Raw genomic sequence first — 14466 nt, 5'->3', positions numbered from 1 at the left:
ACGATGAAGCAGCATCCATTTAAAATTGCATCGCTTGGTATGCAACATATGCTTGCAATGTATGCTGGAGCAATTATCGTTCCGCTTATTGTGGGCGGTGGACTTGGTTTAAATCAAAAAGAATTAACATATTTAGTCTCAATTGATTTATTAATGTGCGGCGTTGCAACAATTTTACAAGCATTATCAAATCGCTTTTTCGGTATTGGACTTCCCGTTGTACTCGGTTGTACATTTACAGCCGTTGGACCGATGATTGCGATTGGAAAACAATACGGTGTGTCTTCTATTTATGGAGCAATTATTGCTGCTGGGTTATTCGTTGTTATTTTTGCGAAATTATTTGGAAAGCTTGTAAAACTATTTCCACCTGTTGTAACAGGATCTGTTGTTACTGTAATTGGAGTTACACTTGTTCCAGCAGCAATTAATGATATGGCTGGCGGAGTAGGAAGTAAGGATTTCGGTAGTCTTGAAAATTTAGCATTAGCATTTGGTGTGTTACTATTTATCATCATTATGTATCGTTTCTTTGATGGATTTATTCGTTCAATCTCTATTTTACTAGGTCTATTGTTCGGTACAATCGTTGCAGCGTTTATGGGGAAAGTAAGCTTGCAAGCGGTTGGAGAGGCTGATTGGTTCCATGGTATTCAACCATTTTACTTCGGTACACCAACATTTGAATTAACACCAGTTATTACGATGATTCTCGTCGCTTGTGTAGGGATTGTGGAAGCAACGGGTGTATACTTTGCATTATCTGATATTTGCAATAAAAAAATCGGTGAAAAAGAATTAACAAAGGGCTATCGAGCAGAAGGATTAGCGATGGTGTTAGGTGGCATTTTCAACGCGTTCCCATATACAACTTACTCTCAAAACGTAGGACTTGTTCAATTAACTGGAGTAAGAAATCGCGTTATTATTTATACTTGCGGTGGTATGTTAATCGTTCTTGGATTCATTCCTAAAATCGCAGCTATTACAACAATCATTCCGAAATCAGTACTTGGCGGTGCTATGCTCGCAATGTTCGGTATGGTAATGGCATATGGTATTAAAATGTTAAGTAGCGTTGATTTTGGCAAACAAGAAAACTTATTAATTGTTGCATGTTCTGTCGGAATTGGGCTTGGGGTTACAGTTGTTCCTACATTATTCTCACAACTTCCTGAAAACATTCGTATTTTAACAGATAACGGAATTGTACTTGGAAGTGCGTCAGCAGTACTTTTAAATATCGTATTTAATATGGTGCCGCAGCGTAAAGTGAAAGTAAAAGAAGAGCCGGTGTCTATGCAAAGTGCAGTAAGAGAAGCGTAAAAAAGCAAGGTCTCGTTATGAGACCTTGCTTTTCTTTTTAAGTGGCATCATTTTCCCGTAAGTACCAAGACGCCAAATGTACTCAAGTGGTCCGTATTGGTAATGTGAAAGCCACCAGCGGCTAATAAAGATTTGTAACGTGTAGAAACTAATGCAGAATAGTGGTCCAACCCATAGTGGAGCCAGATAATCATTTTTAAACAATAGCCCGAATACAAGTAATGTAACAATTGTATGCGAGATGTAATTTGTTAATGCCATTCGTCCAACGTATTGGAATGGACGTAATAACGTTTGCCATTTTTCTTTTTGTAATAAACGCATTAACGTGACAATGTAGAAGATGAACAATGTCTTTCCGCTTATCATCGTAATGCCCATAAGTGAAAATGGTGTGTATGGTTGATTGTTCATAAAGAAGTAAACCATAATAAACCACATCGGTAATGTTAAAATGAACATAATGATTTGCCATTTTTTAAGTTTTGGATCTAATTCCTTAGCACGGCGGAAAATGTCTTTTTTACCGGCATATAATCCGAGTAAAAACAATCCTAGTGTTTCAGGAAGCATAATAAGACTGTTACTTATTGCTTCAGAATAGAATGAATAGAATCTGTCTGTAATTTGTAAGCCCCAGTTTTCTAACGGCATAATGGCTATGGAAAGGCCTAGTTCATCTACCGGCACTAATAACATGACAAGAGAACCTAATAATGTGAACAATTGCATGAAACTTAATAGTACAATTGACCATATTAAAATAGTACGTGTCTTTCTTTTGTAAAATAAAAATAAGAAAAACCCGGTAATTGCATAAGTATGTAAAATGTCACCGTCCCATAAAAGAACGTAATGTAAGAACCCGAATAATAATAAGATAAGTAAGCGGCGAACAAACAAAGTTTTTGGACGATCGGTCTTCGCCTCAGCACGATTCATAAAAATATAAAAACCTAATCCGAATAAAAACGAAAAAATTGTATAAAATTTCGTTTGAATAAACATATCGTAAAATAGGCGAATATAGCTGTCTATCCCTTCGTAAATTCCTGTAATATCACGTGAGTCAACCCCGGCAATAATTGGCCAGTTAACAAGAAAAATACCTAATACAGCTATTCCTCTAATAATATCAATGGAGTGTATCCTCTCGCCTTGTGTGAGATTTTGTGTCATTTTTTTCCTCCTTGTTAAGTAATTCCCTTTTATTATACAAAATGTAAGATGGAGGTGATAGGGGATATTTCCATTTTTTTAAACTGTTAAGTTATGTAGGATGAGATATAATAAGAGTGCACAACAAGTTTTAACCTTTTTCAAAACAGGCAGTAAAGCTCCTTCTTATAAGGAGCTTTCTTTATGGAAAGTGTTGATAATGATTCTCTTTAATGATAAAATGTATTCAAAAGTGATAATCATTATCAAAAAAAGGTTGGTGCATGAGTATGGTATATGCATTAGTAGCAGGTACAGTTGCTGTATATGCAGTTATTGCAAAGTATGTTTTAAATGGAGTAGGAACAGCAAAATGAGTGATATGACATAAAATCCCTTTCATTTGTAAAAAGAATGAAAGGGATTTTTTATTTTTAATGAGAATATGCTGAAAATTTAGTATGATAGTAAAGTGAAACTGTAATCAATGGGTAGGTGTAACTCTCACTGGTTATGAGCTCGCAATTAGCGGGGAAAAGTATATACATCTTGGATAAAGGGGAACAAGGGGATGACAAACATAGTACAGACAAACGGTATGAAAAAACTTGTTTGTTTTTATGAAGAGTGGCAAAAACACGGCGATGCAGAGAATAGCTTAAAGTTGTTTGAAGTAATTCAAAAATATAAACGAGAACAGCTTATGATAGCGTTCTGCGGTCACTTCTCAGCAGGGAAATCAACGATGATGAATCATCTATATAAAGCGCAGTTGTTACCAACAAGTCCAATTCCGACAAGCGCTAACGTCGTTAAAATTGAAAAGGGATTTGATCGTGTTGTTGTAACGATTAAATCTGGAGAACAGTACGAATATGACGGTGCATATTCAGCAGAAGAATTAAAGCAAATTTGTAAAGATGGCGATGAGGTAATTGGTGTTCATATTTATCGGAATGATGCACCAATTCCTGAGGGTGTTATGTTAGTTGATACACCAGGGATTGACTCAACAGATGATGCCCATCAACTAGCGACAGAATCAACGCTACATCTAGCAGACGTAATTTTTTATATGATGGATTATAATCACGTCCAATCGGAAGTGAATTTGCAATTTGTTAAAGAATTGAAACAACGTAATAAAACGGTTTATCTCGTTGTAAATCAAATAGATAAACATAAAGAAAATGAATTATCATTTGAGGATTATAAAGATAGTGTGAAACAATCGTTCTCTAACTGGGATATTGAAGTAGATGGAGTTTATTATACGTCATTACGAATGATGAACCATCCACATAATGAAATTGGAAGCTTAGAAACATTAATTACTTCTATTATGAAAGAAAAAGAGCAGTATGTAAGAGAGGGAATGGAGCGAGAAACAGAACATTTAATGGGAGAACATTTCTCGTTTATTGTTTCTGAAAATGAAAAAGCTCTTTTGACATATGAGGAAGAGTTAGCATCACCGCTTTTGATTTCAGAAATAGTTGAAAAGAAAGAAGAGCTAACGGAAACTAAACATCGCGAGGCTAGTAAAGAATCTCATGTGAGAAACGAATTTATAAAAGGTTTACAAGCTATATTAGATAACGCGTATTTAATGCCATTTGAAATGAGAGAATTGGCAAATGCATATTTAGAAACGAAATTAACAAAGTTTAAAGTTGGTTTGCTATTTGCGAAAGGAAAGACGGAGCAAGAAAAACAAAGACGTGTAGAGGCGTTTTATTCTGCCCTTCAAAAGACTGTTGAAACGCAACTTGATTTTCATGTGAAAGAATTTATTGTAGCCTTCTTAAAAGAAGAAGGATTGTTCACGGAGGAAATTGGGAAAGACATATATGCTTTAGAAATCGCTTTTGGACCAGAAATGTTAGCTGAAGTCATTAAACAAGGTGCAGGTTTCACAGGTGATTACTTACTTCTTTATACAGCGGATGTAGCGAATGAACTGAAGAAACGTTATTTTACAAAAGCACAGCAAATTTTTGATAAAAGTGCAGTTGTTTTAAAGCAAAAAGTGAAGGAAGCAGTTGCTCGTATGGAAGAAGAGATTGAAAAATATACGATGTTGCAAACGGCAAAAGAGACGGAATTACAATACAGTAACAATTTAGAGACATATGAAAGTTATTTACAAAATGTTTGGCACGAGCGTGTTGCTACACCAGAAGGATTGCAAATAGAGGAGATATTGCAACGTGAAAAACAAATTGTTAGTGAGAAATTCACACTACAAGAGCAGGAAATGGTAAATGATAACGTAGTGGCTCATGAAGAAGAGATAAAAGGAACGGCAGCTTTAAATATTCAGCGTATATTAGAGAAAGTGAAGAAAGCTGAAATGATATTAGAGCCATTGCCAGCGCTGAAACATGTACAGCAAGAGGTGATAGAAAAAAGGCGTCGTGTGGAAACGAAACAATTTACAGTAGCGTTATTCGGAGCTTTTAGTGCTGGGAAATCATCATTTGCCAATGCCTTACTTGGTGAGAAGGTACTTCCTGTATCACCAAATCCGACGACGGCAACGATTAATCAAATTTTGCCGGTTACAGAGGAAAAACCACACGGAACAGTAATTGTTCAGTTTAAATCAAAGCAAGCTCTATTAGAAGATATGAAAGCTGTTTATAAGCTGTTTTATTATGAGATTACTACGTTAGATGAGGCGTTAGCACAAATTGATAAAGTTATGAAATATCCTTCACCGACTGGGAAGCAAAAAACAACATTTAGCTTTTTACGAGCGGTACAAAAAGGGTATGATGCAGTTTCTACTTATTTGGGAGAACAAGTACAAGTCACATTAGAAGAGTTCTCTGATTATGTAGCGAATGAAGAAAAATCATGCTTCGTTGAGTATATGGAGCTTTATTATGATTGTGCTTTAACAAGGCAAGGAGTAGCGCTTGTAGACACACCTGGAGCGGATTCTATTAATGCTCGCCATACGGATGTTGCATTCCAGTATATTAAAAACGCAGATGCTATTTTATTTGTAACATATTATAACCATGTATTCTCTCGTGCTGATCGTGAATTTTTAATTCAGCTTGGTCGTGTAAAGGATACTTTTGCCCTTGATAAAATGTTCTTCTTAATTAATGCGGCGGATTTAGCAGAGTCTGAAGAAGAACTTGAAATGGTAAAAGGTTATATCGCAGATCAGCTACTGCAATACGGTATTAGAAATCCGCGTTTATTTGCAATTTCAAGTTTATGTGCGCTTGAAGAGAAACAAGGAAAGAATGTTGAAAAAGAGAAGTATGGTATTTTACAAAACTCTGGAATTACTAAGTTTGAGGAATCATTTACGTCCTTTATGATGAGAGATTTAATGCTTGTTTCTGTGCATGCTCTATATGGTGCGTTGCAAGGGGCAGATCAGCTTTTAGTAAACATGATAAATGGTGCAAAGCAGGGGAATGAAGAGAAAGAGAAGCAAACGAAAAAATATGAAGCAGAGCGTGATCAACTACTTCATATTATTTCATCATATAGTGTACTTGCTGAAGAACAGGCGATGCAAAATGAAGTGAAAGAGTTGCTTTATTACGTGCAACAGCGTCTATTCCTACGTTATAACGATGTGTTTACTGAATTTATTAATCCGGCGTCACTTCGAACGGATGGAAATGTGAAAACACAATTGCAACAGTGTGTTATGGAATTAGTAGCATTTATTCAGCATGATTTATTACAAGAAATGCGTGCGACATCATTACGTCTTGAAAAATGGATAGACGAAGCGATGAAGCGTGCAAAGGACGAAATTGTAGTGAACTGTAAAGTAGAAAATCAATCAATTTCTATGAATGGAACAGTGGAGTATGAATATAAAGATATTACACATAAAGAACCGTTCCCTTCAGTTGAAATAAAAGATTTCAAAAAAGCACTGGCACATTTTAAAAATGAGAAAAGCTTTTTTGAAAAGAATGACAAAGCTTTTATGCAAGAAGACGCTAAATCTGTATTAGAACCGCTCGTATCAAACTATGTAGCCGATGAAAAAGATTTATTTGTTCATCATTATAAGCAAGAATGGGATATGAAGTGGAACTTATTCCAAAAAGTGATGCAACAAGATGTGATGAACTATTATGAAAGTATATTGTTTGCATTGGCTGAAACGATCGATGTATCTCTATATGAACAAAGTAAAGAACAATTGCACAATCAGTTAGTAGAGATTGAAAAAGAAATTTATGTTATATAGTCGTTATGAGAAAAAGATTCGTTCAATTTTCTTTTGCAGTACAGTATCTAAAGATTTGACAAATCCAGCAAATTCATCTGTAGAAATCATATGAGTAAGAACGAGTCGTCTGCCATCTGGTGTTTCACCGCATAAGACGAATGAAGAAAATTCATATGTTTTATTTTCAACTACTAATTTTGGATAGGAATACGTGTCGCTTTTCTTCTTCTTTCCATCAATAGAGATGACGTTGCATTTTTTCTCATTGTTGTCCATGGTGAATCCCTCCTTTCTATTATTTATGGTAGACAAGGAGGGTTTAGAACAATAGAGATGGGGGGATTTTTTATGTCTTTTGTAATAGAACGTATTTTAAAAGAGGCTATACCGAAGTCTTTATTGCTACTTGCTGATCCAAGTGAACGGCAAATAGCTACATATGTACAAAGAGGATTAACATACGTAGCAAAGCAAGGGGGCAGCATCATTGGTGTGTATGTTCTTTTGGAAACAAGGCCGAAGACGATGGAAATCATGAATATTGCGGTTGCAGAGCATTTGCAAGGAAAAGGGATTGGGAAGAAGCTATTAAGGCATGCCGTAGAAACTGCTAAAGGATATGGTATGTCAAAACTTGAAATTGGTACAGGCAATTCTAGTGTTTCACAACTTGCTTTATATCAAAAATGTGGATTTCGTATTTTTTCTATTGATTTTGATTACTTTTCGAAGCATTATGAAGAAGAGATTATTGAAAATGGCATTGTATGCCGTGATATGATTCGGCTTGCAATGGAATTGAATTAGAACGTATAACTTATTTAGGGGGAAGAGAAGATGGAAGTACATAAAGCAATTACAGCACATTCTCGTAAACAAAATGAAAGTGTAAAAGCATGTTTACAATTAGATGCGCAGCGTGAAGCAGCTATTGAAGCAGCCGTATCTCTTGCGTCAAATGGGAAAGAATTTTCGGTTGATGTCATTAATGTTGTAACAAAGCAAATTAATGATCTTGCAAAAAATGGTGTTACCTTGCAGCGTAAATATGTTACAGAAGAAATGGTTATGGAGTATGTAAGTCGTTTACAAGAGAAAGAAGGTCGTTAAAGATGATAGTTACAGTCGAATGGTTACGTGAGCATATAGAAGATGAGAACGTCCGTGTAATCGATTGTCGTTTTGATTTAGCGAATCCTAATTGGGGTAGAGAAAAGTATGAAGAAGAACATATTCTTCATGCGTTATATTTTGATTTGAATTTAGATTTATCAAGTCCTATAGCAGAACATGGTGGCCGCCATCCGTTGCCAAGCATTGAAGAGTTTGCGGACAAGCTTTCGGAGGTTGGTATTGATGAACATACGACAGTAATTGCGTATGACAGTCAAGCTGGTGCAAATGCTGCTCGTTTATGGTGGTTATGTAACTATGTAGGACATGAGAAAGTATATATATTAGATGGTGGTTTCCCGGTTTGGAAAGAGAATGGACTACCGATAACAACGGAAATTCCTGTTGTTATACGAAAAACATTTAAAACAAACATACAAGATCATATGCTTGTATCGATGGAAACAGTAAGAGAGAATATCCAGGCAGGTGCAGATGTTACGTTAATTGATTCAAGAGAGCCAAAACGTTATGCTGGTGTAGAGGAACTTGTCGATCATAAAGCAGGACATATTCCGACAGCAACAAACTATTTTTGGAAGGATGGAATGTTGCAATCAGGACAATTTAAGAATGAAGCTGAGCAACAAGAACGATTCCAAAATCTGTCGAAAGATAAGGAAACCATTGTATATTGTGGTTCTGGTGTTACGGCATGTCCAAATATCATTGCGTTAAAATTGGCTGGATTCCAAAATGTTAAATTGTATGCAGGTAGCTGGAGTGATTGGATTTCTTATCCAGAAAATCAAATTGCAAAAGAAGAAGATTAATCACTTGCATGCAAAAATAATTTGTATTAAAATAAGGTCACAAGCAAGAGATTGCTCGAAAAACTTTGTATTTTACACATTGGAAACAATGTGATAATATAACGACAAGTAAATAATACATCCTGCGGTGTACGTAACTTATTTATGTCTAAAACCGATGTTAGTTATACGGAAGCTCAATATTTAGCGACCATCATCAAGCCTTCCTTGTGGAGGAAGATGTACGGTAACTGTGAGGGCATCCACCTGCGAGTAGCGGGTTTTTGGACATTTACGAGGAGCGGCACGTGCGGGGGTCTTATTTCAACTAACCTTATATAAAATTCCTACGGTGTACGTAGCTTATGCATGTCTTAAACCAATAAGTTTAATATGGAAGTTCAATATTTAAATGTAGCTAACATGCCATCTTTTTAAGAAGGAAGTTACAAACATTTGTGAGAGCATCCACCTGTGAGAGCAGGTTTATGGACATCTAGAGAGAACGGCATATGTGGGGCTATATAAAAACCTTACGTTTTATACGTAAGGTTTTTTTGTTGCATAGATATATCAATATTATCTTGATTCACCTGTGAAGTTTCCGTAATAAATGTAGCACTTTCTGTCTTCATCAATCTCTCTTGAATCCAAGGAGAATTCCATAGACATGCCGTCTCGCTGAATATATATAATATCTGAATGAAGAGATGGTAAAATTTCTTCGTAGTTCCATACATCTTGACTATCTACTAAGCTTGAACTCGTTTCACTTAGTTCTCTAATTTCAAAACCGATGTGGGAGTATGTAGGGTCTGAAGGGTCATTGACGAAAACCTCTTTTTGAATATAAATAACTGCTGTTCCGTCTGGATCAACCGAAGTTGCAGTAACAACATAAGTATTTTTCTCTTTAATAAAATATTCACAAGTCATGCGTGCGATAATTTCAGAATTAGAAATATTGGCGTAGTTCCATAAAGCAGGATACCCTTTCGTTTCATCATTAAGTCGATATTCTAAGCGCATTTCATCCCTCTTCTTCCTTTTTCTTCTACTTTATCATGCCATCCTATATAATAGGAATAGAATTTAAAAAGGGGAGTGCGAAGGTGACAAAAACGAAATGGCTAGTAGGTGGTGTCGTAACGTCTTTAATGACTGGCACTTTATTTGGTTGCGCACAAGATCTTCCCCCAAAACCGAATGATAATAGTTGTTCTGATTGGGATTGGGATGATGAACTTGGGGTATGGCAGTGTGATGATAGTAGTTCAGGTTATCGTGGGCATTATTTCTATGGTGGGCGATACTATCAAAATAAATCCACTTTTAAAAATTCATCGGCGTTTAAATCGTATCAATCGTCTGCTGAATTTAAAGGTGGAATTGGAAGCGGTTCAAAGGGAGGATTTGGGGGCTAAAATATGTCACAATACATAAGGGATCGAAAAGAATTTTATTTAAAATATCCGAATTTTTGGTCGGATTTATATGAATGTGAGTATAGTTTGTTTCATGTTTTTTCTATAACAAATCAGACTTTGGACCAATTACACTTAGCGACTGAACGAATGGGGAAAATATTTTTTAAGACTGCTAGACTGCTGCGTAATTTAAGTGACGAACAGCTTCTAGATCTTGGCTTTCCATTCGCGAGTTTATCATTCATTAGAATGAAAGGGCTTTATCCTGAATCTGTAATTTCGCGATTTGATTTCGCTGTAACAGAGGATAACAAAATCAAAATGCTTGAGTTTAATAGTGATACACCAACTTTTATTGTGGAATGTTTTCAAATGAATGGGAAAGTATGTAAAAATCTAGGCTATGATGATCCAAACTCGGATCAAGAACGATTGCTATCTTCTGGTGTAACGAAAGCAGTAATGGAAGCGACAAAGGGATTAGATAATTCAAATGTTGTTTTTACAGCACATCATGAACATATCGAGGATTGGAATACCACTATGTATTTAAGTCAGCTATGCCATGTTGAAAATAAAGTAGTGCCAATGTCAGAACTTAGAATTACAAAGGATGCTCTAGTCGATAAAGATGGGGCGAAGATTGATGTTTTATATCGCCAAACATATCCGATAGAAGATTTAATTGAGGATCAAGATCCTGAAACAGGAGATTTGGTAGGTGTGGAACTGTTACAACTTGTAAAAGCCGGAAAGCTTTTTATAATAAATCCTTTGTCAGCATTTTTACTTCAGCCAAAATCAATTCAGTGTCTTATTTGGGGATTAGCAGAAGAAGAGGCCTTTTATACAAATGAGGAACAACAGTGGATTAAAGAATATATGTTACCTACATATTTAGAACCAGATTTATTTTTAGGAAAAGGTTCTTTCGTTCAAAAACCTTCATTTGGGAGAGAAGGAGATACAATTACGATTCGCGATAAAGACGAAAATATTATGCTTCAAAATGCACACGAAACGTATAAAGCGTCACTGCCGATATTTCAAAAGTACACCGAACTGCCAGTCGTATCCTTGGAAACAGAAAAAGGGATCGAGAAACTGTCATATGTGTTTGGTTCGTTTTTAATTGCTGGAAAAGCGAGTAGTATCGGTATTCGTGCGGGAGAAAAGATTACAGGAAATGAATCGTACTATTTACCGGTAGGTATAAAAAGGAGGGGAAAAAATGATTAATTTTTTATTATATTTAGCAGTAACACTCGGCCTTTTATGTATAGGTCTGTTCTTGATGGAAGTGACAACGAAAGTAAAGGAATTTAAGTTAATGGCTCAAGGAAATAAGGCGGTAAGCTATGTGCTTGGAGGACGATTACTTGGGTTAGCTGTTGTTTTATATTCGACAGCAGCTAATTCAATTTCACTTCTTGATATGATTTCGTGGGGAGCAGTTGGGATTTTGGCTCAAATTATCGTCTTTTATTTAGCTGAGTGGCTTACACCACGCTTTAATATAAACAAAAGTCTCGAAGAAGATAATCAAGCAGTTGGTCTTTTTCTTATGTTTTTATCGCTTTCAATTGGGATTGTAATCGCTGGTTGTATAACTTATTAAAAACTTTACGTTTAAACGTAAAGTTTTTTATTTTATCCCGCTATTTGCCGGGCAGCCCGATTGGTGAGGGCTAATAATCAGTGGGAGATGAACAAAACCCCCACTGATTAAAGTTTCACTTTATATACGCTAGTTTGCCATACCTTTTGAAAAAATTGTAGGCTACGGTTGACATCTATTTTAAATAAGAGTAACATTTTCAATGTAATGAAAATAAGTCTCTGTTAGGTGAGGCTCCTGTATAGAGAAATGCTACTGCCCAAAAATGTCGAGAGACGCCAATGGGTCAACAGGAATGATCGAATTAAGGTTTTTCTTAACGTAGCTGGTAATGTACCTATGCTATACAGTGCTAAAACTCGGTGAGGGAGAGGTCCGTAGATTTCTAATTATATTAGAAATCGTTTATTTGTGTATGTAATGGCCACTACTCTCTTAAGGGTAGGGGTCTTTTTTGTTACCAAGCTATGAGTAATTTCATAGTATAAACTATAAAATTAAACGAGGAGGTGAGGAGCATGTCAAATTCTGACTCGGTTCCGTTACCCATATACTTCAAATCAAAAATATATGATGTAGGCAGGAAACGATTTGTTCCTCCCTCTATATTTATCACAATGTAGCGTTTATAAAGCGCTAGACACTTTCACAGTAAAGTGGATAAATTGAGAAACAAAGCGTTTCTTCCTATGTTCTAAAGGAGGAGACGATAATATGTTATATGCAAACAAAACTGTGGGTAACACGTCATATAAACTAAATAAAAAATCAATAAAAGAACAAACAATGCTCCAAAAAAATAAAGATTTATTAATTGAAATTGCAACAAGAGATGTAAAATCTGTATTTGCATACTTTAAAACAACAAGAGACGGACTATCAATGAAAGAGGCGCAAAAACGTATTCAAGTATATGGCCGAAATGAACTAACTTCAAAAAGAGCAATTCTTGCAGAAGTAATGATGAAGCTTGGTGGCATGATTCCAGGTTTTTCAAAACAACGTGTGTGTGATGAATTGCAACGTGAAACGATTACTGTATCTAGAGTAGAATGTTCTAGTAGTACAGGGCTAAATAGTGAACTGAAAATGATGGAGATACCAGTGCAAGAACTTGTACCTGGAGATATGATTTTTCTTTCGGCTGGAGATGCTGTGCCAGCTGATGTACGTATTATTTATGCAGATGATTTATTAGTGAATGAGTCTGTGTTAACGGGAAACGAAGCGAGTATAGAGAAGTTTGAAAGCTGCTATCACCTTGAACGTAAACGATTTATTCCATTAAAACGGATGAAAGATTATAATCCACTTGAGCTTGAAAATGTATGTTTTAAAGGTTCACATATCGTTAGTGGAAGTGCAAAGGCTGTCGTTGTTTCTACTGGAAAAAATACGTATTCAGGCATATTGCATACTTGTTGTAGTAGAACGTCTTAATGTGTTAATGGTGCTAAATATACAAAAACAATGTATAATAGACAAAGTTGAGCAAAAACGTAGAATGGTAATCTATTTATATAACCTTACGTGATAACGTGAGGTTATTATTTTTTTAATAGGAGAGGAATTATGAAAAAAGTATTATTAGTTGATGGTATGGCACTATTATTTCGTGCTTTTTACGCAACAAGTGTCTACGGACAATTTATGAAACGACAAGATGGAACCCCTACGAACGGGATTCATGGTTATATGAAACACTTGTTAACAGCTACGCAAGCGATCGAACCAACACATATCGTTACATGCTGGGATATGGGAAGTACGACATTTAGAACAGAATCGTTCTCGAATTATAAAGCAAATCGTGCAGCGCCACCAGAAGAATTAATTCCTCAATTTGATTTAGTGCAAGAAATGACTGCGAAATTATCCATTCCAGTTATCGGTATGAAAGGCTACGAAGCGGACGATTGTATCGGTACGCTTGCAAAACAATACTGCAATGAAGCTGAAGTTTATATTTTAACTGGTGATACAGATTTACTTCAACTTGTTGATAAGAACGTTACAGTTATGCTTCTGCGTAAAGGAATTGGAAATTACGAATATTACACACCGGAGAAAATCATGGAAGAAAAAGGTGTAGAGCCGTGGCAAATCGTCCATGCAAAAGCTTTCATGGGAGATACAAGTGATAATTATCCAGGTGTAAAAGGTATCGGTGAAAAAACAGCGTATAAGCTTATTCAAGAGCACGGAACAGTATCCGCTGTACTAGAAAATGTAGAATCATTAACAAAAGCGCAGCGTACGAAGATTGAAAGTGATTTAGAGAACTTAAATATTTCGTTGCAATTAGCACAAATTCACTGTGAAGTTCCAATTTCATGTTTACTAGAAGAGGGATTACACACAATGGATGAAGAAAAACTTAGATTTGTTTGTGAAGAAATGAATTGGGGAAGACCTGAAATATTAATAAATATGCTATAAATAGTTTGGAAAGAGGGATGTTGCATAAGTCGAACTTTGACTTGGTGACACCTTCTTTTTGTTTTTGTAAACAGTATTATAGTAAATAAAATTATGTCGAACTCAATTTTAAATATATAAATGTTTCGACAAGATATAATGATAAAAGTTGATGGAAATAGTAATTTTTATAATGAAGTGAATTAATTTCAACATAGTTTTAGAGAGTCTTTTTTTCGTGTTCACAAAGTTGTCAGAAAATAAACGGAATTTTCATATGAAGTTCAAATAGAATTCACAACAATCAATTATTATAAGGACACACAGATAATTCTTTATCTTTTATATAAACCATCCCCCAAGGAGGACAATGAAAATGAG

The 14466-nt window shown here is 35.5% G+C and carries 13 protein-coding genes, 2 other RNA genes and 1 riboswitch; of the genes, 12 read left to right on the top strand and 3 right to left on the bottom strand.

The window, feature by feature from the left end:
• Positions 1 to 3 precede the first annotated feature (3 nt).
• On the top strand, positions 4 to 1326 hold the full coding sequence (gene pbuX / locus ACO6VI_RS04690) for a xanthine permease PbuX (protein ID WP_000809230.1): 1323 nt from the start codon (positions 4 to 6) through the stop codon (positions 1324 to 1326).
• A gap of 15 nt (positions 1327 to 1341) precedes the next feature.
• On the opposite strand, the gene ACO6VI_RS04685 is transcribed toward pbuX, so the two are convergent.
• Entirely contained in the window at positions 1342 to 2505 is a 1164-nt protein-coding gene (locus ACO6VI_RS04685; protein WP_000193179.1) for a DUF418 domain-containing protein, read from the bottom strand.
• A 550-nt stretch (positions 2506 to 3055) separates the two neighbouring features.
• Here ACO6VI_RS04685 and ACO6VI_RS04680 point away from each other — a divergent pair.
• Positions 3056 to 6715, top strand: coding sequence for a dynamin family protein (locus ACO6VI_RS04680; RefSeq protein ID WP_161519755.1), 3660 nt, complete (start codon positions 3056 to 3058; stop codon positions 6713 to 6715).
• 3 nt (positions 6716 to 6718) lie between these two features.
• Here the strand turns inward: ACO6VI_RS04680 and ACO6VI_RS04675 are convergent, their stop codons facing one another.
• Positions 6719 to 6973: a DUF3931 domain-containing protein gene (locus tag ACO6VI_RS04675; protein ID WP_000369740.1), complete on the bottom strand. Its 255-nt coding sequence runs from the start codon at positions 6971 to 6973 to the stop codon at positions 6719 to 6721.
• A gap of 72 nt (positions 6974 to 7045) precedes the next feature.
• On the opposite strand from ACO6VI_RS04675, the gene ACO6VI_RS04670 reads away from it, so the two are divergent.
• The 5 genes from ACO6VI_RS04670 to ssrS (ACO6VI_RS04650) all read left to right on the top strand — a co-directional run bounded on the left by ACO6VI_RS04670 (position 7046) and on the right by ssrS (ACO6VI_RS04650) (position 9147).
• On the top strand, positions 7046 to 7504 hold the full coding sequence (locus tag ACO6VI_RS04670) for a GNAT family N-acetyltransferase (protein ID WP_088020766.1): 459 nt from the start codon (positions 7046 to 7048) through the stop codon (positions 7502 to 7504).
• Between the two features lie 30 nt (positions 7505 to 7534).
• Positions 7535 to 7807: a YpbS family protein gene (locus ACO6VI_RS04665; RefSeq protein ID WP_000451820.1), complete on the top strand. Its 273-nt coding sequence runs from the start codon at positions 7535 to 7537 to the stop codon at positions 7805 to 7807.
• Positions 7808 to 7809: 2 nt separating this feature from the next.
• Positions 7810 to 8643, top strand: a complete 834-nt coding sequence (locus ACO6VI_RS04660) for a sulfurtransferase (RefSeq protein WP_088020767.1) — start codon at positions 7810 to 7812, stop codon at positions 8641 to 8643.
• Positions 8644 to 8759: 116 nt separating this feature from the next.
• A non-coding RNA gene (gene ssrS, locus ACO6VI_RS04655) (6S RNA) lies at positions 8760 to 8942 on the top strand.
• A gap of 21 nt (positions 8943 to 8963) precedes the next feature.
• Positions 8964 to 9147: non-coding RNA, 6S RNA (gene ssrS / locus ACO6VI_RS04650), on the top strand.
• Between the two features lie 54 nt (positions 9148 to 9201).
• Here ssrS (ACO6VI_RS04650) and ACO6VI_RS04645 read toward each other — a convergent pair.
• On the bottom strand, positions 9202 to 9651 hold the full coding sequence (locus ACO6VI_RS04645; protein ID WP_053564870.1) for a hypothetical protein: 450 nt from the start codon (positions 9649 to 9651) through the stop codon (positions 9202 to 9204).
• 83 nt (positions 9652 to 9734) lie between these two features.
• Here ACO6VI_RS04645 and ACO6VI_RS04640 point away from each other — a divergent pair, with 83 nt between their 5' ends.
• The 5 genes from ACO6VI_RS04640 (at position 9735) to ACO6VI_RS04620 (ending at position 14106) form a co-directional block, all read left to right on the top strand.
• Positions 9735 to 10046 carry a hypothetical protein gene (locus tag ACO6VI_RS04640; protein ID WP_000169030.1) on the top strand — a complete coding sequence of 104 codons (312 nt, stop codon included), beginning with the start codon at positions 9735 to 9737 and terminating at the stop codon, positions 10044 to 10046.
• 3 nt (positions 10047 to 10049) lie between these two features.
• The gene (locus ACO6VI_RS04635) at positions 10050 to 11288 is read left to right on the top strand and encodes a glutathionylspermidine synthase family protein (protein WP_422423004.1); all 1239 of its coding nucleotides are present in this window, start codon (positions 10050 to 10052) and stop codon (positions 11286 to 11288) included.
• Entirely contained in the window at positions 11281 to 11667 is a 387-nt protein-coding gene (locus ACO6VI_RS04630; protein ID WP_000606862.1) for a DUF350 domain-containing protein, read from the top strand. Before ACO6VI_RS04635 ends, ACO6VI_RS04630 begins: the two co-directional genes overlap by 8 nt.
• Before the next feature lie 213 nt (positions 11668 to 11880).
• Positions 11881 to 12046: riboswitch (M-box (ykoK) riboswitch) on the top strand.
• A gap of 335 nt (positions 12047 to 12381) precedes the next feature.
• Positions 12382 to 13107 (top strand): cation-transporting P-type ATPase, encoded by a 726-nt coding sequence (locus ACO6VI_RS04625; protein ID WP_000964944.1) that lies wholly within the window; start codon positions 12382 to 12384, stop codon positions 13105 to 13107.
• 132 nt (positions 13108 to 13239) lie between these two features.
• The gene (locus tag ACO6VI_RS04620) at positions 13240 to 14106 is read left to right on the top strand and encodes a 5'-3' exonuclease (RefSeq protein WP_000757069.1); all 867 of its coding nucleotides are present in this window, start codon (positions 13240 to 13242) and stop codon (positions 14104 to 14106) included.
• The last annotated feature ends 360 nt before the right edge of the window (positions 14107 to 14466 follow it).

It is taken from the genome of Bacillus sp. PSXD-155 (assembly GCF_049310765.1).
GTDB lineage: Bacteria > Bacillota > Bacilli > Bacillales > Bacillaceae_G > Bacillus_A > Bacillus_A cereus.
Note: the sequence above shows the minus strand (reverse complement) of the source record. Positions and strands in the feature narration are given on the sequence as shown.